The organism is Methylobacterium sp. WL9 (genome assembly GCF_008040035.1).
GTDB lineage: Bacteria > Pseudomonadota > Alphaproteobacteria > Rhizobiales > Beijerinckiaceae > Methylobacterium > Methylobacterium thuringiense.
Genome location: NZ_VRVE01000016.1, coordinates 18,501 through 41,031, shown reverse-complemented (window position 1 = coordinate 41,031; position 22,531 = coordinate 18,501). Strand labels below are relative to the sequence as shown.

Below are 22,531 nucleotides of genomic sequence, written 5' to 3'. Positions count from 1 at the left end.
GCTCAGTCGGCTCAAGGAGATCGACATGCTGACCGGCGGATTGTTGTGGCTCATCGGGATTCCGATCCCCGTCATTCTCCTGGTGTGGTTCTTCTTTTTGCGCGGCCGATAGGCTGACAGCACCCCAACGAAGGACGACCCCAAGAAAAAGCCCCGCGGAGCATAGGCTCCACGGGACTTTTCTCTGTCGCGTTACCCCGAAAAATTATTCGGCGGCGACGCGGTGGGCGTGCGAGCCGTCGGTGTAGGTCTCGGCCTGGAGACGCTTGCCCGGCGCAGCGCGGCCCGGCAGTGGCGGCAGGGCCAGCGCCTTTGCCAGATCGATGCCGGCGCCTTCGGCGACGCGGCGGCCGTAATCGGCGTCGGCATGGGAGAAGTGCCAGACCATCCGCAGCTGGATCGCCTCGGGGCACTGCTTCATGTCGCCGACGAGGTTGGCGATCAGGTCGTCCCGCTCCCAGGTCTCGAACGAGCGATAGCGCACGCCGGCCTGGGCGTAGTCGTCCTCGGTGCGCGAGGTCTGGTAGCGGCCGAGCTGGCCCTGCACCGGCTGGTGATAGTCATGCGCCGGCTTGGGAGCCTCGGCGAGGCCTTCGCCGACGGTCGAGGGCTCGTAGTTGATGTGCCGGTTCTGGCCGTGACCGTCGACGCCGTAGGTCATCTGGCCGTCGCGCTGGTTGGAGAAAACCTTCACGCCGGGCTGCGGAGCGTTGATCGGCAGCTGCAGGTAGTTGGCGCCGACGCGGTAGCGCTGCGTATCCGAGTAGGACAGCGTCCGACCCTGGAGCATCTTGTCGTCCGAGAAGTCGATACCGTCGACCAGAACGCCGGTGCCGAAGGCCGACTGCTCGACTTCCGCGAAAAAGTTGTCCGGCACGCGGTCGAGCACCATGCGGCCCACCGGCAGGAGCGGGAAGTCTTCGACGGGCCAGAGCTTGGTGTCGTCGAGCGGATCGAACGACAGGTGGTCGTTCGGGCCGTCGGGCATGATCTGCACGCAGAATTCCCACTCGGGGAAATTGCCCTTGGAGATGTTGTCGTAGAGGTCGCGCGTGGCGTGCCCGACATCCTTGCCCTGGATCTCGGCGGCCTGGGCCGAGGTCAGGTTGCGGATGCCCTGCTTCGGCTCCCAATGGAACTTGCAGAGCACGGCCTCGCCCTGGTCGTTGACGAGCTTGTAGGTGTTGACGCCCGAGCCCTCCATCTCGCGGTAGTTCGCGGGGATGCCCCAGGGCGACTTGAGGTGCGTGACCATGTGGATCGCTTCGGGGTGCTGGGCCACGAAGTCGAAGAAGCGCCAGGCCTCCTGCCGGTTGGTCACCGGGTCCGGCTTGAACGCGTGGATCATGTCGGGGAACTTGATCGCGTCGCGGATGAAGAAGACCTTGAGGTTGTTGCCGACGAGATCCCAGTTGCCGTCGACGGTCTTGAACTTCACCGCGAAGCCGCGCGGGTCGCGCTCGGTCTCAGGGCTCTCCTTGGCGCCGGCCACGGTTGAGAAGCGCACGAACATCGGCGTCTTCACGCCGACCTCGTTGAGGACGCGGGCGCGGGTGTACTTGGAAGCCGGCTCGTTGCCGATCTTGCCGTAGGCCTCGAAATAGCCGTGGGCGCCGGCGCCGCGGGCGTGGACGACGCGCTCCGGGATCCGCTCGCGATCGAAATGCGTGATCTTCTCGATGAACTGGTAGTTTTCGAGCGTCGCCGGGCCGCGCTCGCCGACCGTGCGGGTGCTCTGGTTGTCGCGGACCGGATGGCCCTGGCGGGTGGTCAGGATCGGGCGGTTGTCGCTCATGCGCGAAATCTCTCCGTGATGGGGGACGATTCTCAGCCGAAGCTGGAACCGTTCTCGACACGGGATATGGCGCAGGCATCCCCCAGTGGCAAATGCATCGTCGCAAAGGTTGTGATAGGCGCAACCTATGAATGTCGCCGGATTGTCGCTGCGGGACCTCGAATACGTCGTCGCCATCGCCGACGAGACGCATTTCGGGCGGGCAGCCGAACGCTGCAACGTGAGCCAGCCGACGCTGTCCGTGCAGGTACGCAAGCTCGAGACCACCCTCGGCCTCGTGCTGTTCGAGCGCTCGAACCGGCGCGTGCTCCTCACCGAGGCCGGGCAGGCGATCGTGCGCCAGTCCCGCATCGTCCTGGCCGAGGCGCAGCGGCTGCTGGCGATGGCCTCCGAGGGGCGCGGCTCGCCGCTGACCGGGCGGCTGGTGCTCGCCGCAATCCAGACGCTCGGCCCCTACTACTTCCCGCTGGTGCTGCGGCGGCTGCGGGCCGAGTTTCCGATGCTGTCGCTGGCGCTGAGCGAGGCGCGCACCGCCGAGATCCTGGAGGGGCTGCGCGACGGGCGCATCGACGCGGCCCTGGTCTCGCTGCCGATTCCCGCCTCGGGGCTGACGGTGTCGCCGCTGTTCGACGAACCGTTCCTGCTCGCCTGCCCGGCCGACCACGGCCTCGCGCGCGGCGCCCTCGACGCCGGCCGGATCGCGGGGCCGGACCTGCTCCTCCTCGACGAGGGCAACTGCCTGCGCGACCAGACCATCGCCGCCTGCGGCGCCGGCAACGCCTCCGGCCGGCACGCGACCAGCCTGGAGACCCTGCGCTCCATGGTGGCGGCCGGCGCAGGCTTCACCCTGCTGCCGCTGCTCGCGGCCCCCTCGGGTCCCGACCCGAGCGGGCTCACGGTGACGCGGCGCTTCGCAGCGGACGGTCCGGGCCGCACCATCGCGCTGGTCTGGCGCTCGAGCGACCCGCGGGCCGGCGGCCTCGCGCATCTCGCTGCGTTCTTTCGGAGCCATGTCCCCGACGGCACCATTGCCTGCCGGGACGCCGGCCACGCAGCCATGTCGAGCGGTGACAGCTCGGCCTCGGCGGTGTAGCGCCACCCGGTCGCCCGCGCCCGGCCGGCGAAACGCTCCGCAACCTGCAGTAGCCCTTGCCCGATCTCCGCACGGTTTTCCGCTGGATCGCGCTCCTGGCGGCCTCCGCTTTCCTCGCCGCCGCGCTGAATCTCGCACGGTTTCCGGCGGCGCTGCTGCTCGGGCCGATGCTCGTCGCCATTGTCTTCGGAATTCGCGGCGCCGGCCTCGCCCTGCCGCGCCCGCTATTCCTCGCGGCGCAGGCGGTGATCGGTTGCCTCGTGGCCCATTCGATCACGCCCGAGATAACCCGGACCATCGTCGACGATGCTGCTCTGATCTGCGCCGCGGTGTGCGTTACGGTGCTCGCCGGGGCTATCCTGGGCATCATCCTGACGCGGCTCCAGATCCTGCCCGGCTCCACCGCCGCCTGGGGCTCGGCCCCCGGGGGCGCCGCTGCCATGGTCGCGATGTCGGAGGCCTACGGGTCCGACCCCCGCCTCGTTGCCTTCATGCAGTACGTGCGGGTCGCCGCGGTGGTGCTAACCGCTTCTGTCGTCGCGCGTTTCTTCGTGGACGGCTCGGCGCTGCCGGCGGTCGCGGCCGCCGAACCGGCGCCCGCGCTCTCCGTGCTGGCCACCCTCGGCATCGCCGCCCTCGGGGCCGGCCTCGCCATGCTGCTGCACATTCCCGCCGCCGCCCTGGTCGGGCCGATGCTGCTCGGCGCCGTCCTGCATACCACTGGAATCGCAAGCGTTTCCGTCCCCGGCGCGCTGCTCGACGCCGCCTATGCCGGCATCGGCTGGTATGTCGGCCTGCGCTTCAACCGGGAGACGCTGCGGGCGGTCTGGCACGCGCTCCCCGGCATCCTCGTCGCCACCGTCGCGATCATCGTCCTCTGCGGAAGCTGGGCCTGGGGGCTGACCTTCCTGCTACCGATCGATTTCCTCACCGCCTTCCTCGCAACCAGCCCCGGCGGTCTCGACTCGGTGGCGATCATCGCGGTCGGGTCGAAGGCCGACGTGTCGTTTGTGCTGGGCGTTCAGACACTTCGCCTGTTTACGGTGCTGTTGACAGGCCCGATCCTGGCGCGCTGGATCGCCCGCGCGGCACCGGGGCCGGGCGCATGAAGGCCCTGTACATCGCCTTGCTGAACTCTTGGCGCGGCCTCGTCCACGGGGCCCGCACCGAGCGCGCGATCCGTCTCGAACTCATGCTGCTGGCGCTCGGCCTGCCGGCGACCGTCCTGCTCGGTGCGACGCTCTGGATCCGCGTCGCCCTGCTCGCGAGCCTCCTCCTGGTGCTCTGCGCCGAGTTCCTGAACACCGCGATCGAGAAGCTCTGCGACCACCTCCACCCCGGCCACCACGCCCGGATCGGCATCGTCAAGGACCTCGCCTCTGCCGGTGCCTTCGCCGCCCAGATGCTGGCGGCTCTCGTATGGATCGCCGCGGTCATTGATCGGCTCTGAGTCCGTCCTGCTCTCGACGGCATTCGGCTGCTGAAACGGGTAGCCTCTACGCTTCAGGTGCATGACGCCGTTGGTGCGGCTTGCCCGAGGACCGTCGCATGGCAGCTAGTCATCGCTGGTGAATAGCGGAGTAATTTTTGCCATTGGCGCTGCCGATCGGATTTTCCTGATCGATGAAGTCCCGCTATTGGCAATTGTCATCGAAATAAAATATCGCAAAAACATCGATTTACCAGAAATATATTTTATATCATCGCGATAATAACGCCGACTATCCAAGAATAACCACTCCACATTTATCCGACTGCTCCGTTCGGAAAATCGATCCACCGGGTCGGTGGCAGCTTCCGACAATTTTATGCATTCCCACGCCACCCGGGAAAGGGACGCGTCTTAACAAATGAGGTCTTCTTGGCGGCGTCGAAAGCGTGTGGGAATTGGCTCTCGAACATCAGCACAAGGTGATCCTTCCGGCTTTGTGCTGGAACAAGCACCGACCGGATTTCTACGCGGTGACCGACGACGTGTCTCTCGACGGGATCCAGTTCCGCTCCGCCACCACGCCGTTCGTCTCCGAGGTCCTGACCTGCAGCATCCGCGGCGTGGGGCTCGTCGAGGCCCGGGTGGTGCGAGTCGGAGACAATCTCTTCACGGTCAGGCTCTTGGCGGGGCGGGGACAGAGTTCCGCCATCGCCGCCAGCCTCATCGAATTCGGGCGCCAGCAGCGTCCCCATGCGCCGATCCGGACCCATCCTCGGGTCGTGCCCCGCTGCAAAGGGGTCTCGGTGACGCTGGAGAGCGGCGACGTCATGCCGGGGCGGCTCATCGACGTATCGGCGACAGGCGTTGCCCTGCATATCGACGATCCGGCCGCAATCGGCACGACAATCCGGATCGGGCAGATCGCCGCCACGGTGGTGCGGCACATCGTGGGCGGCATGGGAGCGTCGTTCCACGTCCCACTCGATCCTGCGGCCGTGACGGAATCCATCACGTTCTGATACCGACGGCGCCTGCGGCCGTCCGCCATGTCGCGCTGGAAGTCGCGCCGTTGTCCTCGCATCCGGGCGGCCGAGGGCTTAAGTGGGTGCGCGCCGGCTCGGAACGCCGCCGATGCTGCCTACCGTTTCGGAGCCGCCGCAGGGCAGCCCGCCAAGCCCGATGACGTGCCCGTGACCGACTACATCAAGAAAATCCTCTCCTCCCGCGTCTACGACGTCGCCAAGGAGAGCCCGCTCGACCCCATGCCGCGGCTCTCGAAGCGGCTCGGACGACCGGTGCTACTGAAGCGCGAGGACCTGCAGCCGGTCTTCTCGTTCAAGCTGCGCGGCGCCTACAACAAGATGTCGGGGCTGAGCCCCGAGGCGCTGGCGCTCGGCGTCGTCTGCGCCTCGGCCGGCAACCATGCGCAGGGCGTGGCGCTCGGCGCGCAGAGGCTCGGCGTGCGCGCGGTGATCGTGATGCCGCGCACGACGCCGGCCATCAAGGTCGACGCCTGCCGCGCGCGGGGCGCCGAGGTGATCCTGCACGGCGACGCTTTCGATGAAGCCCTGACCGAGGCCCGCCGGCTCGAGGCCGAGCAGAACCTCACCTTCCTGCACCCCTTCGACGACCCCGACGTGATTGCTGGCCAGGGCACCATCGGCATGGAGATCCTGCAGCAGCATTCCGGGCCGATCGAGGCGATCTTCGTGCCCGTCGGCGGCGGCGGCTTGGCTGCCGGCATCGCCACCTTCGTGAAATACCTGCGGCCCGAGACCAAGGTCATCGGTGTCGAGCCGGACGACGCCGCCTGCATGAAGGCGGCCCTCGACGCGGGCGAGCTGGTCATGCTGCCAAGCGTCGGCCTCTTCGCCGACGGCGTCGCCGTCCGGCAGGCCGGTGCCGAAACGTTCCGGCTCTGCCGCGAGCATCTCGACGAAATCATCACCGTCGACACCGACGCGATGTGCGCGGCGGTGAAGGACGTCTTCGACGATACCCGCGCGGTCTCCGAACCCTCCGGCGCGCTGAGCCTCGCCGGAGCCAAGGTCTATGCGGCGCGCGAGGGCGGGGGAGGGGGCACGCTGGTGGCGATCTCGTCCGGCGCCAACCTCAACTTCGATCGCCTCCGCCACATCGCCGAGCGGGCGGAGATCGGCGAGGAGCGCGAGGTGCTGCTCGGCGTCACCATCCCCGAGCGGCCGGGCGCCTACCGCGCCTTCATCGCCGCGTTGGGACCGCGTGCGATCACCGAATTCAACTACCGCTATGCGCGCGAGTCCGAGGCGCAGATCTTCGTCGGCATCAACCTGCCCGGCGGACGCCCGGAGAAACGAGACCTGATCGCCACCCTCACGGGCGCGGGCTACCGCGTTCACGACCTCAGCGACAACGAGATGGCCAAGGTCCATGTGCGCTACATGGTCGGCGGTCGCGCGCAGGGCCTGCCCGACGAGCGGCTCTACCGCTTCCAGTTCCCGGAACGTCCCGGTGCGCTGATGAAGTTCCTCGACGCACTCGGCGACGGCTTCAACATCACGCTGTTCCACTACCGGAATCACGGCGCCGACTACGGTCGCGTGCTCGCCGGGATCGACGTGCCGACGGCCGAGCGGGTCCGATTCGATGCGGCGCTCAAGGCGTTGGGTTACCCGTGCTGCGACGAAACCGTGAATCCGGCCTATCGGTTGTTTCTCGACGACGCATCGCGCTGACGAGCCGTCAGCCCTCCGACGCCTCGACGCTGACGACGTCGGCGTTCTGCCGCAGCTTCGCGGCGATGGCGTCCACGCTGGTGTGCGAGAGGCGGACGAAGGAGATGGTGACCTCCTCGACCTCCGGGTCTGAGCCGGGCTTCACCACGAACTGGCGCACCCGGGAGGCCCGCGCACCGGCGACCGCCTGCAACGTGTCGATCGTCAGCGCGCCGCGCTTCACCGTGAGGCGCAGCACCCGCGTCTGCATCCTCCCGCGCCAGCTCTCCTCGATCGGCTTCACGCCGGCGAGGATGCCGATGACGATCACGGTGGTCGCGATGGCCGGGACGTAGAGCCCGCCGCCGATCGCGAGGCCGATCGCGGCGACGGCCCAGAGGCTCGCGGCAGTGGTCAGCCCCTTCACCACCTCGCCGCGCAGCAGGATCGTGCCCGCGCCGAGGAAGCCGATGCCCGAGACGACCTGCGCGGCGACGCGGGAGGGGTCGAGCACGATGTCCTTGTGGCCGAGGACGTCGGCGAAGCCGAAGGCCGAGACCAGCATGATCAGGCAGGCGCCGACGCAGACCAGCATGTGCGTGCGCAGGCCCGCCGCCCAGAGCAGCCGCTCGCGCTCGAACCCGATCACGCTGCCGAGCGCGCCGGCGAGCACCAGCCGCGCCACCATCTCGGTATTGTTCAGCACGCCGCCGCGTCTCCGGTGCGTTTCGTCCCGTGTGAGACTTCGCCCGCCACGTGCGGTCGGGCAAGCGCCGCGGCCTGAGGCTTGACGCTTCCGCCGGCCCCGGTGCATGGCCACCGCGATTCATCGGGAAAGCCCGTCGCGCTCTGAAAAAGGCCTGCCGATGCCGCCGCTCTTCGCCATTCCCTTCCCGGCCATCGACCCCGTGGCGGTCGCGCTCGGGCCGATCACCATCAAGTGGTATGCGCTGGCCTACATCGCGGGGCTCGTCGGCGGCTGGTTCTACGCGCGCCGCCTCGTTGCCGCCGACTCGCTCTGGGGCGTGGTGAAGCGGCCGAAGCTCGCCGACGTCGACGACTTGATCGTCTGGGTGGCGCTCGGCGTCGTGCTCGGCGGCCGCATCGGCTACGTGCTGTTCTACAATCTGCCGATGTACCTCGACGACCCGACCGAGATCCTGGCCATCCGCAACGGCGGCATGTCCTTCCACGGCGGCTTTCTGGGCGCGATCTTCGCGCTGCTGCTGTTCGCGCGGATGCGCGGGCTCAACGGCTACACCATGCTCGACCTCGCCGCCGTGGTGACGCCGATCGGCCTGTTCTTCGGCCGGATCGCGAACTTCGTAAACGGCGAGCTCTGGGGCCGCCCGGCGCGGGACTTTCCCTATGCGGTCGTCTTCCCCACCGGCGGGGAGGTGCCGCGCTATCCGAGCCAGCTGTTCGAGGCGGGCGCGGAAGGCCTGCTGCTCTTCGTCGTGATGGCGCTCGCCGTGCGCCGCTTCGGCTTCCGCAGGCCGGGGCTCATCGGCGGCATCTTCGTGTTGGGCTATGCGGTCACGCGGACCTTCTGCGAGTTCTTCCGCGAGCCCGATGCGCAACTCGGCTTCCTGTTCGGCGGCGATGTCGGCGCGCTCGGCGGGGGCATCACCATGGGCATGCTGCTCTGCCTGCCGATGGCCGTCGTCGGCCTCACCTACATCGTGCTCGCCGCCCGCGGCGTGACCCGGCCGCGCAACCCCGAGATCGAGGTCCAGGCCGAGGCGGGGCAGATCTGAGCGGGCTCCCACCAGAGCCGGCGCCACTCTTCCGCGAGATCGCGGCGGAGATTCGCGTGAACGGGCCGATCGGCCTCGACCGCTACATGGGCCTTTGCCTCGGGCACCCGGTTCACGGATATTACCAGACCCGCGACCCGCTCGGACGCGAGGGCGATTTCGTCACGGCGCCCGAGATCAGCCAGATGTTCGGCGAACTCGTCGGCGTCTGGATCGCCGCCACCCACGCAGCGATGGGTGCACCCGCGACCCTCAACCTCGTCGAGCTCGGGCCGGGCCGCGGCACGCTGATGGAGGACGCGCTGCGGGCGCTGTGCTCCGCCGCTCCCCGTGCCGGCTTCGACCTGCATCTCGTCGAGACGAGCCCGGTCCTGCGGGCGCTACAATCCGAGCGGCTCCCGGGCGCCGCGCCGCGTTGGCACGACACGGTCGAGACGCTGCCCGACGGACCCGCGATCATCGTCGCCAACGAGTTCTTCGATGCGCTGCCCGTGCGCCAGTTCGAGCGTCGGGAGGCCGGGTGGTGCGAGCACCGCGTCGGCCTTTCGCTCGATGGGACGCAGCTGGTGCGCGGCCTCTCGCCCGATCCCGATCGCACGATCACCCGGGACGCCCCACCCGGTGTCGTTCTCACTCTGCCGAGCGCCGCCCTCGCGACCATGCGCATTCTTGCCGCGCGGCTCGTCCGCCGGGGCGGCGCACTGCTCGCGATCGATTACGGCCATGTCCGGCCCGGTTTCGGCGACACGCTGCAGGCGCTCGCGCGTCACCGTTTCGTCGATCCCCTCGAGCGGCCCGGCGAGGCCGATCTCACCACCCATGTCGACTTCTCGGCGCTGGCCGCCGCCGCTGCGGGGGAGGGCGCCCGCCTCCACGGCCCCATCGACCAGCGCGACTTCCTGGAGGGGCTCGGGCTTCGCCTGCGCGCCGAACGCCTGACGGCCCGGGCCACGCCCGCCCAGGCCGAGGCGATCGCAGCGGCTCATGCACGGCTGACTGATCCGGCGCGGCGCGGCATGGGCACCCTGTTCAAGGTGCTCGGCATCAGCCATCCCTCGCTGGGCGCGCTGCCCGCCTTTCCCGCGACGGCGTGAGGACGGCCCTTTCGCAAACAGATCGCCCGGACCCGCCATGTTCATCGAAGCGCCCGAACTCAGCTCGCACTCCTATGTCCGGCACGCCTTCTTCACGCGGCAGGGTGGGGTCTCCGAAGGGCTCTACGCCTCGTTGAACGGCGGCATCGGCTCGCGGGACGAACCCGCAAGCGTCGTCGAGAACCGGGAGCGGATGTGCGCACAGCTCGCGCTCCCCGCGAGTGCTTTGGTCAGTCTCTACCAGGTCCATTCGAACCGCGTCGTCACCGTCGAGGCGCCGTTCCCCCTCGATGCGCGCCCGCAGGCCGACGCGATGGTGACGCGGGTGCCGGGTCTGGCGCTCGGCATCGCCACGGCGGATTGCGGTCCGATCCTTTTTGCCGATCCCGAGAACCGCGTCGTCGGCGCGGCCCATGCCGGTTGGAAGGGCGCGCTCACCGGCGTAATTACCAACACCGTCGCCGCCATGGAAGATCTCGGGGCCGAGCGCGGCCGGATCGTCTCCGTGCTGGGGCCGACGATCGCGCAGGCCGCCTACGAGGTCGACGAGGAGTTTCTCGCACGGTTCCGCAGCGAGGCCCCGGGATCGGAGCGCTTCTTCGCCGAGGGCGAGCGGGCAGGGCACGCACGGTTCGACCTGCCGGGCTTCATCCTGTCCCGGCTGCATGAGGCAGGGATCGGCGAAGCCGCGGTTCTCGGCCTCTGCACCTATGCCGACGAGCTGCGCTTCTACAGCTATCGGCGGGCCACTCACCGCGGCGAGGCCGATTACGGCCGCTTGATCTCCGCGATCGCCCTGACGCCGTGAGTTGCAGCGGGCCGGCAAGCTGAACCGTGTGTGCGGACGCACATCACACCAACCGGTCGTATCGCTACCTCCACTGCGGAACTTGGCCGTAAGGGTTCCACCCTGCGACAACTTGTCCAAGAAAACAGGGGAAAAAAGCTCGGCAGTAAGTGAACCTTGACCGTTTGGTGGCGTTCTAGCCTCAAGTAGCCAAGGGAAAGGCAACCACTGCCACAAAGGGGCCGCCTTCGGGACGGTCGGCGTGGTTGCTCTGCAACAGCATCTCTTCGGTTGCTGGAATAGATACGGGGAACCGCGCCGGACCGGCCCTGAGGGGTGCGCCGACGCAGAGTAAAGGGACCAGTACGATGAAATCGATCCTCCGGGCGTCCACCGCCTTCGCTGCCATTGCCTTCGTCGGCTCGGCCTTCGCCGCCGACCTTCCGCGCCGCGCTGCGCCGCCGCCGGTCTTCGTTCCGGTGCCCGTGTTCACCTGGACGGGCTTCTACGCCGGTTTCAACGCCGGTTACGGCTTCGGCACCAGCGACAGCAACGCTCCGACCGTCGTCGGCGCCGCTGCCAGCACCGGCATCTTCGCAAGCCCGGCCGGCCTGCAGCCCGGCGTTCTCGCCTTCAGCAACCGCAACAACAACGAAGGTTTCGTTGGCGGTGGCCAGATCGGCTACAACTACCAGTTCACGCCGGGTTCGGGCTTCGTCGTCGGTATCGAGGCCGACGCCCAGTACGCCGATTTCGGCCGTGATCGTAACCGCTTCGCCTTCGCCACCGCTGCCGGCGGCGGCATCGTGCCCGGCACCACCGTGTTCAACCCGTCGGGCCTGTCGGGCCTCGACTACTTCGGCACGGTCCGCGGCCGTCTCGGCTACGCCTTCGACCGCACCCTCGTCTACGCAACGGGCGGCTTCGCCTACGGCGCCGGCGGTGGCAGCGATTTCGGTCTCCCGAACGGCTCCAGCGACGACTTCAAGACCGGTTACGCTGTCGGCGGCGGCGTCGAGTACGCTCTCCCCACCGACTCGTTCCTGAACTTCTTCAAGTCCTCGGCCGTGACGTTCAAGATCGAAGGTCTCTACGTGAACCTCGACCAGGGCAACGGCCTCAACGGCGCCTTCGCTCAGAACGCTGCCGGCCGCACCATCTCGATCAGCTCGCCTGACGTCGCGCTGGTCTCCGGTGCCGCCCGCACCCGCGACACCGACTTCGCCGTCGTCCGCGCCGGCGTGAACTACAAGTTCGGCTCGTACTAAGACCCGACTGGACGGCGATCCTCGCGGTCGAGCCCGATCAGTCCTACCGCTTCGGTATCGTTCTGGAAGCCCGGCCTCACGGCCGGGCTTTTCGCGTTTCGAGGTGGGTAGGCCCGATCGGCTCCGGCGCGAGTTCCTTCCCCCGGCTCCGTACGCATCGCAAATTTTACACGGCCCCCTGACAAAGCCATCGCAGCCCCCCATGTCGTAGGCGACAAGCGGTGGCGCTGCTGCCGCCCGCCCTCAGGAGGACGGCCATGAACAGCGAAGAACGCGACATCATCAACGGAATCTTCCAGCGCTTGGAACAGGCCGGAAACCAGCAGCGCGACGCCGATGCCGAGCGCTTCATCGCCGAGAAGTTGCGCACCCAGCCATATGCACCCTACGCGATGGCCCAGCTGATCTACGTGCAGGAGGAGGCGATCAAGAGCCTCAACCAGCAGCTCGAGCAGGCGCGGCAGCAGGCACAGGCGCAGCCTCAGGGCGGCGGTGGCTTCCTGTCGAGCATCTTCGGCGGGGGCGGTTCACGCCAGGACCCGCAGCCGCAGCAGCGGCCGGGCGGTCAGCCCTGGGGTAACCAGGGCGGCTACGGCGGTCCGCAGCAGGGTGGCGGCTACGGCGGCCAGCCGGGATACGGCGGTCCGCAACAGGGCGGCCCATGGGCCGGACAGGCGCAGCAGCCTCCTGCGCGCGGCGGCGGTTTCCTCGCATCCGCGCTGCCGATGGCAGCGGGCGCGGCCGGCGGCATGCTGCTCGGGAGCGCGCTCTCGAACGCATTCGCTGGCGGTCACTCGCATCTCGGCAGCTCGGCGGCTGCCGGGCTCGGCGGCGGAGACACCGTCACGGAGAACAACTTCTTCGGAAGTGACGGCGGTGGCGGCAACCAGGATCTCGGCTCGGCGCTCGGCGGCGGCAGCGATACCGGCGGCTTCGACGACGCATCCTTCGACAGCGATCCCGGCGGCGATTTCGGCGGCGGCGGGGAAGACGACTGGGTCTGATCGCCGGAGCAGGGACTTCAAGAAGAACCCCCGGCGCCGCTCACACGGTGTCGGGGGTTCTTTTGTGCGGCGATGTCAGAGCACCTCGACGCGTGTGCCCACCGACGTGCGCTGATAGAGGTCGATGACGTCCTCGTTCATCATCCGGATGCAGCCGGACGACACCGCTTGGCCGATCGTGTGCGGCTCGTTGGTGCCGTGGATGCGGTAGAGCGAAGAGCCGAGATACATCGCCCGCGCACCAAGCGGATTGCCGGGGCCGCCCTCCATGTGGCGGGGCAGATCGGGGCGGCGCGCCAACATCTCCGAGGGTGGCGTCCAATCCGGCCATTCGCGCTTCTGGCTGATGGTCTTGGTGCCGGTCCAGAGGAAGCCGGGCCGGCCGACGCCGATGCCGTAGCGGATCGCCCGGCCGCCGTCCTGTACGAGATAGAGGTGCTTGGCGTTCGTATCGATCACGATCGTGCCCGCGCGCCGCGCGCCGGGAAATTCGACGACCTGCCGCTCGTAGCGCGGGTCGATCGCACGGCCGATCGCCACCTCCTGCGGCTCCGGGCGGGAGGGGAGGGCGGCGAGGCGGGTGTGCGGCGTCGCTGCCTCCGGGCTATGCCCCGAATAGGGGTCGCCGTCGGGGTAACGCATCGCATCCGGGCCTCCGTAGCCGTAGGCCGCCGGATGCTGCGGCAGAGTCCCGTCGTCGCGCAGACCCCGGCCGCCGCGGGGGACGATGGGTGCGGGTCCGTCGCCCGTCATCAGGTACTCGATGAAGCCGCCGCCATACTGGCCGGATCGGGACTGGGCCTCGGCCACATGGCCCGAGATGAGGGTGGCGAGCGCCGCCGCCGACACGGTTACCGCCAAACGCATCGCGCGTGGTCCTTTCAGCATCCGAAATGAATCAGAAGCGCCCGTGCCGCCGACGACTGCGCCGCGCTCCTGTCTCGATGATCGGGCGGCAAGGCGAGAAAGCCGTGAAAAAACGTAGTGAATCGTTCACGACGGCGGAGCTTCGGTGAAAGCTCGTGAATTCCAAATATCGCTTTGTATCAATGCGTTATCTGTTGAACGCGATTTGCGTCGTCGAAGGTGTCGAGGGCGCGCGGCGCGGAATGATCCGATTCGTCGTCAACACTGCGTAAACTCCGGCCGCGGAAGTCGGACATTCAGGAAATGGAAACCGTTTTCGGTAATCCTGCCTCGACACCCTCGACATGGGCCGCAGCCGACCGATGACCGCAAAGCGATACCGCATCGAGGACACCCTCGGCCTGACCTCGGACATGACGTCGGAGATGGAAGCCGCCTCGCCCGCGCGAGCGGCCCAGCTCGATGAAATCCTGGCTGCGATCCAGGATCTGCGGCGCATCACGCAGGCCAGCACCGGCGAGACCATCGACGCCTGCCGGCGCGAACTGACCGAAGCCTTCTCCATGCGCTCCGAACTCGACCTGATGAAGGATGCGATCACCCGCACCAAGCAGGAGATCGCCAACCTCCATCGCTCGGACAGCGCCGGGAAGGGAATGAAACGGGTCGCAGGTGAACTCGACGCCGTGGTCGAATCGACCGAGGCTGCGACGTCCACGATCCTCGGCGCGATCGAGGAAATCGAGACCAATGCCAACATGCTGCGCGGCCAGCGTCTTCCGCGGGCGACGCAGGCCCATGTCGACGTCATCCTCGAGCGGGTGATCGTCGCCTACGAGGCCTGCAACTTTCAGGACCTGACCGGCCAGCGCATCAGCAAAATCGTGAGCGTGCTGAAGTTCGTCGAGGAGCATCTCGACCGGATGATCGAGGCCTGGAGCGGTCTCGACAGCTTCCGCGAGCTCATCTCGGTCGATACGCCGCCGCCCTCCGAGGACGACGAGAGCTCGCTCCTCAACGGCCCGAAGCTTGCCGAGGATGCCGGCCACGTCGATCAGACGGATATCGACGCCCTGTTCGGCTGACCTGCGCGCCGCCGGCCCTTCCAAGCGGAATCGCCGGACCTTACATCGGGGCCATGAGCCGCCACGCGCCCCGATCTGCCCAAGGTGACGTTCCGCCGGACGCGTTCGACGCCGCCGAGGACGACGAGACCGAGGCTCCGGCTCTCGACGATGCGGCCGAGATCGACTTCGATTTCGAGCCCGGGGCGGTCGCCGCCGGCACCGAGGTCATCAAGCGGTTCTGGTCGACCCTTCCGACATCGCCCGGCGTGTACCGGATGTTCGATGCCAAGGGCGACGTCCTCTACGTCGGCAAGGCCAAGAGCTTGAAGGCCCGCGTCGGCTCCTATGCCCGGGGCCAAGCCCATTCGAACCGCATCGCCCGCATGATCGGGCAGACGGCGGCGATGGAGTTCGTCACCACCGCAACCGAGACCGAGGCGCTGCTGCTCGAGGCGAACCTCATCAAGCAGCTGAAGCCCCGCTTCAACGTGCTGATGCGGGACGACAAGTCGTTTCCCTATATCCTGCTGACCTCCGAAGGGCCGGCTCCGCAGATCGTCAAGCACCGCGGCGCGCGCCGCCGGAAGGGCAGCTATTACGGCCCCTTTGCCAATGTCTGGGCGGTCAACCGCACGGTGAACGCCCTGCAGCGCGCCTTCCTGCTGCGCACCTGCTCCGACAGCTACTACGAGAACCGCTCGCGGCCCTGCCTGCTCTTCCAGATCAAGCGCTGCGCCGGCCCCTGCACCGGCGAGATCTCGGAGGCGGATTACGCCGGCCTCGCCGAGAACGCGCAGGCCTTCCTGTCCGGCAAGTCCAACGCCGTGAAGGACCGCATGCGGGAATCGATGCAGGAGGCCTCCGAGGCGATGGAGTTCGAGCGCGCCGCGCGATTCCGCGACCGGATCGCGGCACTCTCGACGGTGCAGGGTGTGCAGGGTGTCAACACGCAGGGCGTCGAGGAGGCCGACGTGTTCGCGCTCGACGAACAGGCCGGGCAGTTCTGCATTGAGGTGTTCTTCTTCCGGAACTTCCAGAACTGGGGCAACCGCGCCTACTTCCCCAAAGCCGACCGCTCCATGAGCGCCGACGAGGTGCTCGCCTCGTTCATCGGCCAGTTCTACGACGACAAGCCGGCGCCGCGCGTCGTGCTGACGAGCCATGCCGTCGAGGAGGCCGAACTCGTCGCCGCCGCCCTGTCGAGCCGCGTCGAGTACCGCGTCGACATCCACCAGCCCCAGCGTGGCGAGCGCAAGGCGCTGGTCGACTACGCGCAGCGCAACGCCAAGGAGGCGCTCGGCCGCCGCCTCGCCGACACCGCCTCGCAGGGCAAGCTGCTGGTGGCGCTGGGCCAGGCCTTCGGCCTGGACAAGCCGCCGCGCCGCATCGAGGTCTACGACAACTCGCACATCTCTGGTACGAACGCCGTCGGGGCGATGATCGTCGCCGGCCCGACCGGCTTCATGAAGACGCATTATCGCACCTTCACGATCAAGTCGGAGGAGCTGAGCCCGGGTGACGATTTCGGGATGATGCGCGAGGTGCTGCACCGCCGCTTCAAGCGCCTCGTCAAGGAGTCGCCGCGTACGCCGAAGGAAGCCGCGCTCGCCGCGAGCGAGGGCGGCGCGCCGGAGCCGGTCCCCGAGCCGGAGGCCGACAGCGAAACATTTCCCGCCTGGCCCGACCTCGTCCTGATCGACGGCGGCAAGGGTCAGCTCGAGGCCGCCCGCTCGATGCTGGAAGAAGTCGGCGTCACCGATCTGGCGCTTGCCGGAATCGCCAAGGGCCGTGACCGCGATGCCGGCCGCGAGACCTTCTTCATTCCCGGCAAGCCGCCGTTCAAGCTGCCGCCGCGCGATCCGACCCTCTACTTCGTGCAGCGCCTGCGCGACGAGGCCCACCGCTTCGCCATCGGCACCCACCGGGCCAAGCGCAAGCGCGAGATGGTTCGCAATCCCCTCGACGAGATCGCCGGCATCGGGCCGACGCGCAAACGCGCGCTTCTCCACCATTTCGGGACCGTGAAGGCGATCCAGAGGGCGGCGCTCGAAGATCTCGCCCAGGCTCCGGGGGTGAATGCCGCGACGGCGAGGGCCGTCTACGATTTCTTCCATACGAACGCCTGAACCCAAATGCTCAGGCCTCCTTGCCAAACGCCGCGGTTGACGCCCCCGCGAGCGCATGATTTCACCTCGCCGATGAACGCGGTCTTTCCCCGAAGGCGCTCGCAGGCCTGGACGCTGGCGAACTGCCTGACCTATGGCCGCCTCGTCGCGGTGCCGGTGCTGGTCGCCCTGTTGTTCTGGCCGGACGAGATCGGGGCGCGGTTCGCCGCGCTCGCGATCTTCATCGTGGCCGGCATCACCGATTATCTCGACGGCTATGTCGCCCGCGCCTACGCGCAGAGTTCGGCCCTCGGCCGGATGCTCGACCCGATCGCCGACAAGCTCCTGGTCGCGGCCTGCCTGCTGATGCTCGCCGCAGACCACACCATCTCCGGCTTCTCGCTGTGGGCGGCGATCGTGATCCTGTGCCGTGAGGTGCTGGTCTCGGGGCTGCGTGAGTATCTCGCCGAGCTGAAGGTCGGCGTGCCGGTGAGCAAGGTCGCGAAGTACAAGACGACCCTGCAACTCGTGGCCCTGGGTTTCCTCGTCGCGGGGCCGGCCGGCGAGACCATCCTGCCGCACACGGTCGATATCGGCCTCGTCCTGCTCTGGATCGCCGCAGCCCTCACGCTCTACACCGGCTGGGACTACATGCGGGCCGGAATCCGGCACGTCATCCACGAGCCTTGAGACGATCGGTCGAACAATGAAGCTCGTGTATTTCGCCTGGGTCCGCGAACGGATCGGCAAGGCCGACGAGACCGTCACCCCGCCACCCGGCATCGACACCATCGCCGGCCTCGTGTCCTGGCTGAAGACCCACGGCGAGGAATACGCCTACGCCTTCGAGAACGAGGGTGTGGTCCGCGCCGCGATCGACCGGGTGCACGCCCGGCCCGACAGTCCGATCACGGGCGCCGCCGAGATCGCCTTCTTTCCACCGATGACGGGCGGCTGAGCTTAGGAAGGGATGCCGTTGAGCGTGGTGCCGTCGATATCGGCGGTCCGCCCAGGGCGGCTCGGCTTCGCCACCGGCTTTGCAGACGGCGTTCTCGCCGACCGAAACGGCCGATAGCCGTCCATCGTTGTCGTACGCTAAGACATCGGAATAGAGGGTTGAATGCCGGCTTCTGTGGCAATCAGCATCCACGAATGAAATTCTATCGTGAGCAATAGCGTCTCACCGCGATTGCGCATCTCGCACCCACGCGACGATGCCGTCCGGAGACCGAAAATCCTCGAGTGCGTGGACGCGGGCTGCGGGTAGAGCGTCGCGCGCCATCGTTGCGAGCGCATGGCCGGGGCCGAGTTCCAAGACCTGATCGACGCCGTATTCGCGGCATGCCACGAGACATGCCGCCCAATCGAGGGTCTGCGAGATCTGAAGCGCCAGCTTTTCCAGCCCGGCCTTGGCAGCAAACACCGTCGTCCCATCGAGACCGCTGATGAGGCGCGGCGCACCAGGCCCGGGGCGGCACGGCTCCTCCTGCGCGAGAACATCACGAAACCGATCTGTCGCAGCCTTGAGTCGCGGCGTGTGCGAGGGCGTGTGGACGGGGAGGACGACGGCGCGCTGCGAACCGGCGCCGACGGCTTCCCGGCAGAGAGCGTCGAGCGCATCCCGCTTTCCTCCGACGACGCTGCTGTCCGGGGCATTGCGGATAGCGAGGTGGCAGTCGTGGCGGCGGGCCATGCTTTCCACCAGATCGAGGGGAAGTCCACGAAGGCCCGCGAGGCCGAAGCCATCGCCCGAAGCTGCGTCCATCGCCTCTGCGCGCGTGGCGGCAAGACGCAGCAAGGTGTCTGAAGGAAATCGCCCCGCGACGCCCCAAGCGGCGAGATCGCCGATACTGTAGCCGGCCACGATCACCCGCTTCGGACCAGCCGCCTCCACGACCGCCCAGCCGGCGAGGGCGGCGACGCAGCACAGGATCTGCCCGGTGCGGTTCTCGTGCAGCGCCTTGCCGCCGGCCCTTGCGAGGTCGCGCGGATCGGTGCCGCCGAGAAGCGGCGTTGCGGCCTGGAAAACAGGCTGAGCTTCGATGCAATCGGCCGTCAGGTCGAACATGCCCGGATGTTGGCCGCCTTGACCGGACAGGAGTACGGCAAGGCTCACGGGCCGACCTCTTCGACGGCGTCGACGAACAGCGTCATCGCCAGCAGATCCGCCGCACCACCGGGACTCAGGTTGCGCGCGACGAAGGCGTGATGCAGCCGCACAGCCTCCTTCAGCCAATCGTCGCAGGAGATGCCCCCGCGCGCGGCGAATCCGGCCGCCGCCTCGCGCGCGAAGCGGTAGCCCGCCTCTCCCCCACGGTGGAGCAGGTTGGTGTCCTGCAATTGCGCGATCAGAGCGAGACAGGCTTCGACCCTGGCCGCCTCCGGATTGTCGGGCTGAGCGACCCGGCCGCGGCGCAAGGCGGGCAGCCCGACGCGATAGAGCGTTGGAAAGCCCGCCGCAGCCTCTGCCGGCGCACCGCCGATGCGGTAGCGTTGCCGGACCCTTGCGCCGGGCATGTGCAGCAGGGCCGGCCCACCGAGAATGTCTGTTGCGTAACGGGCACGCACATGAGCGCAGAGCACACCCGGACCCAAGGGGGAGCCTCCGTCGTCGAGGGCGCCTGCCGCCGCGACGAGCAGCCCGAGGCCGAAGATCGCGCCGCGATGCGTATTGATGCCTGCCGTCGCCGTCCGCATGGCGGATTCCGCGTCGAGACCGATTCGGCGCAGAGCGTCCATGCCGCGATCCTCGGCGCCTGCACGCGCCAGTTCTTCGAAGTAAGGCTCGAGCGCTGCCGCACTCGCCTCGAAGGTCGATGCGTCCATGTCGGCGTGGCTGCCGCTGTCGACGCGGCTGACGAGGCCGGGTTTGGGGTAGGTGTCGAGTTCGAGCCGCAAGGCGTCGACTGCCAGGCGCGCGATGCGCTTCTGGCCGCAAGGCGTGGGCGTGGGCGTGGGCGGGGCAGGCCAGGCGACGGCTGCGCTCACGCCGCGATGCTCGCGCGCAAGGCCGCGGCCGGACGCATGTCCAGGCGGTCCCGATACTTGACCAGCACCTCGCCGTCCTCCGGCGCCTCGAACAATTCCCGCCAATGGATGCCGGCGCCGTCGGGCAGGATCAGTTCACCGTCCAGGCGCATCGGGGTCTTGGCCGCGACGTCGGCGATCTCGCCGAGCAGGCATGGCGGGAGCTTGTCGGCGAGCGGCCAGAGGAGATCGAGGTCCGAGGCCGGCGTCAGGTAGGCGAGGCCGGTCATGGCCTGCCAGAGCAGCGCGCCGAACGGGCGCGGCACGACGCCATGACGTCCGCCAACGGCGATCAGCGCTTCGATCGACGAACGCCAAGCGGGCGGAGCCACATCGGCAACATCCGCGAGACTCGGCGCCGGGCACGGTTCGAGCGCGTCGGGCCGCAGAACGATGCCGATCCGCCGCTTGCCGTCGCCGGGCGGCAGAGGCAGCCCGAGCGGCACCGTGAGGCGGTCTTCGCCAGCGTTGCGACGGCGCACGATCAAAGGTCGGCGCTTGTGCGCCCAGGTTTCAACGTGGGGCACGCCCTCCAGGTCTGGACGCCCGCGAAGGTGCGTCGCCCACGACGCGGGATCGATCCTGAAGAGGTCGTGGCGACGGAGGCTGTCAGGCACCGCGCGCCTGCTCTGCGACGCGCGCGGCAACGTCCTGGGCGGCCGGACGGCCGCCGCGCTCACGGCCGAGCCGGTCGCGGTGGTCGCCCTGCGGCAGATTGCCGATCAGATTGCGGATCTGGCCGTCGAGTGGCTTGCCCGGATCGAGCACGACATGGACGGCGCCGGTCGCGACCATGTTGTCGAGCCCCGGCGCGAAGACCGGGGTCGATTTCGCCATGTCCTCGAGCTTGTCCAGCGGGAGTTTGGTCACGCGTGCGACGGAGGGCAGGTCCATGACGCTTGGATGGGCCCCCGGCAGTGCGGCGAGCACGCGGGTGGCGAGCGCGGTCGCGATGAAGGCGCCAGCCGCCGAGTGGCCGTAGATCAGACCGATCGTCGGATGCCCGGAGTGGTTTGCGAGGAGCAGCGACTTGGCCAGATGGGCGAGACACTCGTTGAGGCCGAGCAGTTCGTCGCGCCGGCTCATGCGCTGGCTGTCCGAATCGATCGCCACGAGGATCGGTGCGCGATCGCCCGCGCGGATCGCTTCCAGCACGGCCGCCGACAGCGTCAACGCCTCGTCCACGCCGAGCGGTGTGGTGCCGTCGATACCGACGACATGAAGCGGATGCCCGTCGAGGCTGCCGCCGCCGGTGACGAGGCCGTTCTCGACGACGACCGAATGGCCGTCCGGAAACAGCGAGGCGAGGATTTCAGCGAGCGTCATGGGAGGCCTCCGTCACGCCTGCCACGGTTTCCGCGAAGGCGGCCGTCGTCATGGACGGGATCGCGTCGGGATCGTTGACGCCGAGCCGAGCCCAGATCTCCGTGGCGTCGCGGCAATCGCCGAACCGCACCAGGCGTGACTCCAGGCGTGCCTGCTCGGCGTCCAGGGTCGCGAGGTCGAAGGCCGGAGCGTGCCCGATCAGGTCGAGCGCGGCGGCACGGAAGGCGGAAACGGAATCGTCGACATAGGCGTCGGCTCCCCCGATCAGCCTGCGGTGCTTTCCGCCCATGGTACGCCAGACCAACGCCCGGTCGCGCGAGTCGAATTCCTCCGCACCCTTGTTCGTCTCGATCACTTCAGGACCGGAGACCGAGATGCGCCCGCTTTCCGAAACGGCAAGGCGTGAACAGGTGCCGGCGATGAGGCCGCCGCCTCCGTAGCAGCCGGACCGGCCGCCGATCAGTCCGATCACCGGCACGCCGGCCGCGCGTGCATCGACGATGGCACGCATCGTCTCGGCAATCGCGGTTTCGCCGGCATTGGCCTCCTGCAGCCGGACGCCGCCGGTATCGAGCAGGATCAGCACCGCGTCCGGCTTCACGTCGAGCGCGGCGCGAAGCAGGCCGACGAGCTTGCCTCCGTGCACTTCGCCGAAGGCGCCGCCCATGAAGCGGCCCTCCTGGGCGGCGATGAGCACGGGCTTGCCGTCGAGGGTGCCGCGGCCCGTGACGATGCCGTCGTCGAAGGCGCGCGGCAGGTCGAAGAGCGGCAGATGCGGACTCATCCGCCGCTCGGCAGGGCCCAGGAATTCGACAAATGTGCCTGCGTCGAGAAACGCAGAGAGGCGCTGACGGGCCGTGGCCTCGTACCAGCTCACCGCATTCGGATCGGGAAGAGCCATGCTCAAGCCTCCATCAAGCGGGCGCCCTGCAACAGGCGCAGGGAAACGGTGTCGGGGCGCGCGCCGCCATCGTTGATGCTGATGCGCAAGCCGCCGGGCTGCGCACGCGCGACGAAGTCGGCGACCACGGCTTCCCAGACATCGCCGAAGCCGTTGATCGGCGTTTCGATCGCGATCTCGCACGAATCGGGTGCCAGGATGCGCTCCAGCAAGACTTCGAGATTGCCCGATGCGACGACACCGGTGATCGCTTGCGAGGTCGTGCCGCCGAGCGGCTTCGTCGTCGTGTGGCGGAAGGTCAGCGTTTCCATGGGG

Annotated in this window: 23 protein-coding genes; 14 read left to right on the top strand and 9 right to left on the bottom strand. The window is 68.2% G+C overall.

Translation table 11 applies throughout. The annotated features are described in order from the left end of the window. Positions 1 to 205: 205 nt before the first annotated feature. The gene (locus FV217_RS08210) at positions 206 to 1,795 is read right to left on the bottom strand and encodes a catalase (RefSeq protein WP_147816705.1); all 1,590 of its coding nucleotides are present in this window, start codon (positions 1,793 to 1,795) and stop codon (positions 206 to 208) included. A gap of 127 nt (positions 1,796 to 1,922) precedes the next feature. Between FV217_RS08210 and FV217_RS08205 the strand changes: the two genes are divergently transcribed. The 5 genes from FV217_RS08205 (at position 1,923) to ilvA (ending at position 7,034) form a co-directional block, all read left to right on the top strand. Further along, positions 1,923 to 2,888 (top strand): LysR substrate-binding domain-containing protein, encoded by a 966-nt coding sequence (locus tag FV217_RS08205; RefSeq protein WP_147816704.1) that lies wholly within the window; start codon positions 1,923 to 1,925, stop codon positions 2,886 to 2,888. A 56-nt stretch (positions 2,889 to 2,944) separates the two neighbouring features. Beyond that, on the top strand, positions 2,945 to 3,997 hold the full coding sequence (locus FV217_RS08200; RefSeq protein WP_147816703.1) for an AbrB family transcriptional regulator: 1,053 nt from the start codon (positions 2,945 to 2,947) through the stop codon (positions 3,995 to 3,997). Next, on the top strand, positions 3,994 to 4,338 hold the full coding sequence (locus FV217_RS08195; RefSeq protein WP_147816702.1) for a diacylglycerol kinase: 345 nt from the start codon (positions 3,994 to 3,996) through the stop codon (positions 4,336 to 4,338). Before FV217_RS08200 ends, FV217_RS08195 begins: the two co-directional genes overlap by 4 nt. 512 nt (positions 4,339 to 4,850) lie before the next feature. Further along, entirely contained in the window at positions 4,851 to 5,339 is a 489-nt protein-coding gene (locus tag FV217_RS08190; RefSeq protein WP_238232788.1) for a PilZ domain-containing protein, read from the top strand. A gap of 171 nt (positions 5,340 to 5,510) precedes the next feature. Then, a complete protein-coding gene (ilvA, locus tag FV217_RS08185) occupies positions 5,511 to 7,034 on the top strand; it encodes a threonine ammonia-lyase, biosynthetic (RefSeq protein ID WP_147816700.1) in 1,524 nt (507 codons plus the stop codon). Positions 7,035 to 7,041: 7 nt separating this feature from the next. Here ilvA and FV217_RS08180 read toward each other — a convergent pair whose 3' ends face one another. Next, on the bottom strand, positions 7,042 to 7,719 hold the full coding sequence (locus FV217_RS08180; RefSeq protein ID WP_147816699.1) for an MgtC/SapB family protein: 678 nt from the start codon (positions 7,717 to 7,719) through the stop codon (positions 7,042 to 7,044). A 160-nt stretch (positions 7,720 to 7,879) separates the two neighbouring features. Between FV217_RS08180 and lgt the strand changes: the two genes are divergently transcribed. The 5 genes from lgt to FV217_RS08155 all read left to right on the top strand — a co-directional run bounded on the left by lgt (position 7,880) and on the right by FV217_RS08155 (position 12,923). Then, a complete protein-coding gene (gene lgt, locus FV217_RS08175) occupies positions 7,880 to 8,770 on the top strand; it encodes a prolipoprotein diacylglyceryl transferase (protein ID WP_147816698.1) in 891 nt (296 codons plus the stop codon). A gap of 86 nt (positions 8,771 to 8,856) precedes the next feature. Beyond that, the gene (locus tag FV217_RS08170; RefSeq protein WP_147816720.1) at positions 8,857 to 9,864 is read left to right on the top strand and encodes an SAM-dependent methyltransferase; all 1,008 of its coding nucleotides are present in this window, start codon (positions 8,857 to 8,859) and stop codon (positions 9,862 to 9,864) included. A 37-nt stretch (positions 9,865 to 9,901) separates the two neighbouring features. Then, complete coding sequence (gene pgeF / locus FV217_RS08165; RefSeq protein ID WP_147816697.1) at positions 9,902 to 10,672, top strand: peptidoglycan editing factor PgeF; 771 nt, start codon at positions 9,902 to 9,904, stop codon at positions 10,670 to 10,672. Between the two features lie 347 nt (positions 10,673 to 11,019). Then, on the top strand, positions 11,020 to 11,919 hold the full coding sequence (locus FV217_RS08160) for a porin family protein (RefSeq protein ID WP_147816696.1): 900 nt from the start codon (positions 11,020 to 11,022) through the stop codon (positions 11,917 to 11,919). 257 nt (positions 11,920 to 12,176) lie between these two features. Further along, positions 12,177 to 12,923: a DUF2076 domain-containing protein gene (locus FV217_RS08155; protein WP_147816695.1), complete on the top strand. Its 747-nt coding sequence runs from the start codon at positions 12,177 to 12,179 to the stop codon at positions 12,921 to 12,923. 75 nt (positions 12,924 to 12,998) lie between these two features. On the opposite strand, the gene FV217_RS08150 is transcribed toward FV217_RS08155, so the two are convergent. Beyond that, positions 12,999 to 13,790 (bottom strand): L,D-transpeptidase, encoded by a 792-nt coding sequence (locus tag FV217_RS08150; protein WP_147816694.1) that lies wholly within the window; start codon positions 13,788 to 13,790, stop codon positions 12,999 to 13,001. Positions 13,791 to 14,152: 362 nt separating this feature from the next. Between FV217_RS08150 and FV217_RS08145 the strand changes: the two genes are divergently transcribed. From FV217_RS08145 to FV217_RS08130, 4 genes are all read left to right on the top strand, one after another. Then, positions 14,153 to 14,875 (top strand): protein phosphatase CheZ, encoded by a 723-nt coding sequence (locus FV217_RS08145; protein ID WP_147816693.1) that lies wholly within the window; start codon positions 14,153 to 14,155, stop codon positions 14,873 to 14,875. A 53-nt stretch (positions 14,876 to 14,928) separates the two neighbouring features. Beyond that, the gene (gene uvrC, locus FV217_RS08140; protein WP_147816692.1) at positions 14,929 to 16,983 is read left to right on the top strand and encodes an excinuclease ABC subunit UvrC; all 2,055 of its coding nucleotides are present in this window, start codon (positions 14,929 to 14,931) and stop codon (positions 16,981 to 16,983) included. Positions 16,984 to 17,055: 72 nt separating this feature from the next. Next, entirely contained in the window at positions 17,056 to 17,652 is a 597-nt protein-coding gene (gene pgsA / locus FV217_RS08135) for a CDP-diacylglycerol--glycerol-3-phosphate 3-phosphatidyltransferase (protein WP_147816691.1), read from the top strand. 16 nt (positions 17,653 to 17,668) lie between these two features. After that, positions 17,669 to 17,920, top strand: coding sequence for a MoaD/ThiS family protein (locus tag FV217_RS08130; RefSeq protein ID WP_147816690.1), 252 nt, complete (start codon positions 17,669 to 17,671; stop codon positions 17,918 to 17,920). Positions 17,921 to 18,142: 222 nt separating this feature from the next. Here the strand turns inward: FV217_RS08130 and FV217_RS08125 are convergent, their stop codons facing one another. The 6 genes from FV217_RS08125 to mdcC form a co-directional block, all read right to left on the bottom strand. Next, a complete protein-coding gene (locus FV217_RS08125; protein ID WP_147816689.1) occupies positions 18,143 to 19,078 on the bottom strand; it encodes a malonate decarboxylase subunit epsilon in 936 nt (311 codons plus the stop codon). Further along, complete coding sequence (gene mdcB, locus FV217_RS08120; protein ID WP_246682741.1) at positions 19,075 to 19,884, bottom strand: triphosphoribosyl-dephospho-CoA synthase MdcB; 810 nt, start codon at positions 19,882 to 19,884, stop codon at positions 19,075 to 19,077. Before mdcB ends, FV217_RS08125 begins: the two co-directional genes overlap by 4 nt. 62 nt (positions 19,885 to 19,946) lie before the next feature. Continuing rightward, complete coding sequence (mdcG, locus tag FV217_RS08115; RefSeq protein WP_306424653.1) at positions 19,947 to 20,669, bottom strand: malonate decarboxylase holo-[acyl-carrier-protein] synthase; 723 nt, start codon at positions 20,667 to 20,669, stop codon at positions 19,947 to 19,949. After that, a complete protein-coding gene (mdcE, locus tag FV217_RS08110) occupies positions 20,599 to 21,315 on the bottom strand; it encodes a biotin-independent malonate decarboxylase subunit gamma (RefSeq protein ID WP_147816687.1) in 717 nt (238 codons plus the stop codon). The genes mdcG and mdcE overlap by 71 nt, the downstream gene beginning before the upstream one ends. Beyond that, a complete protein-coding gene (locus tag FV217_RS08105; RefSeq protein WP_147816686.1) occupies positions 21,302 to 22,216 on the bottom strand; it encodes a biotin-independent malonate decarboxylase subunit beta in 915 nt (304 codons plus the stop codon). Before FV217_RS08105 ends, mdcE begins: the two co-directional genes overlap by 14 nt. 2 nt (positions 22,217 to 22,218) lie before the next feature. After that, positions 22,219 to 22,527, bottom strand: coding sequence for a malonate decarboxylase acyl carrier protein (gene mdcC, locus FV217_RS08100; protein WP_147816685.1), 309 nt, complete (start codon positions 22,525 to 22,527; stop codon positions 22,219 to 22,221). Positions 22,528 to 22,531: the final 4 nt, after the last annotated feature.

What these genes read in the sequence shown, in the direction of transcription:
- uvrC (WP_147816692.1), top strand. Translation starts at nt 14,929, where the DNA reads ATGAGCCGCCACGCGCCCCGATCTGCCCAAGGTGACGTTCCGCCGGAC.
- mdcC (WP_147816685.1), bottom strand. Translation starts at nt 22,527, where the DNA reads ATGGAAACGCTGACCTTCCGCCACACGACGACGAAGCCGCTCGGCGGC.
- pgsA (WP_147816691.1), top strand. Translation starts at nt 17,056, where the DNA reads ATGAACGCGGTCTTTCCCCGAAGGCGCTCGCAGGCCTGGACGCTGGCG.
- FV217_RS08130 (WP_147816690.1), top strand. Translation starts at nt 17,669, where the DNA reads ATGAAGCTCGTGTATTTCGCCTGGGTCCGCGAACGGATCGGCAAGGCC.
- pgeF (WP_147816697.1), top strand. Translation starts at nt 9,902, where the DNA reads ATGTTCATCGAAGCGCCCGAACTCAGCTCGCACTCCTATGTCCGGCAC.
- FV217_RS08155 (WP_147816695.1), top strand. Translation starts at nt 12,177, where the DNA reads ATGAACAGCGAAGAACGCGACATCATCAACGGAATCTTCCAGCGCTTG.
- lgt (WP_147816698.1), top strand. Translation starts at nt 7,880, where the DNA reads ATGCCGCCGCTCTTCGCCATTCCCTTCCCGGCCATCGACCCCGTGGCG.
- mdcE (WP_147816687.1), bottom strand. Translation starts at nt 21,315, where the DNA reads ATGACGCTCGCTGAAATCCTCGCCTCGCTGTTTCCGGACGGCCATTCG.
- FV217_RS08150 (WP_147816694.1), bottom strand. Translation starts at nt 13,790, where the DNA reads ATGCGTTTGGCGGTAACCGTGTCGGCGGCGGCGCTCGCCACCCTCATC.
- FV217_RS08205 (WP_147816704.1), top strand. Translation starts at nt 1,923, where the DNA reads ATGAATGTCGCCGGATTGTCGCTGCGGGACCTCGAATACGTCGTCGCC.
- FV217_RS08145 (WP_147816693.1), top strand. Translation starts at nt 14,153, where the DNA reads ATGACCGCAAAGCGATACCGCATCGAGGACACCCTCGGCCTGACCTCG.
- FV217_RS08170 (WP_147816720.1), top strand. Translation starts at nt 8,857, where the DNA reads ATGGGCCTTTGCCTCGGGCACCCGGTTCACGGATATTACCAGACCCGC.
- FV217_RS08105 (WP_147816686.1), bottom strand. Translation starts at nt 22,216, where the DNA reads ATGGCTCTTCCCGATCCGAATGCGGTGAGCTGGTACGAGGCCACGGCC.
- FV217_RS08160 (WP_147816696.1), top strand. Translation starts at nt 11,020, where the DNA reads ATGAAATCGATCCTCCGGGCGTCCACCGCCTTCGCTGCCATTGCCTTC.
- FV217_RS08195 (WP_147816702.1), top strand. Translation starts at nt 3,994, where the DNA reads ATGAAGGCCCTGTACATCGCCTTGCTGAACTCTTGGCGCGGCCTCGTC.
- FV217_RS08210 (WP_147816705.1), bottom strand. Translation starts at nt 1,795, where the DNA reads ATGAGCGACAACCGCCCGATCCTGACCACCCGCCAGGGCCATCCGGTC.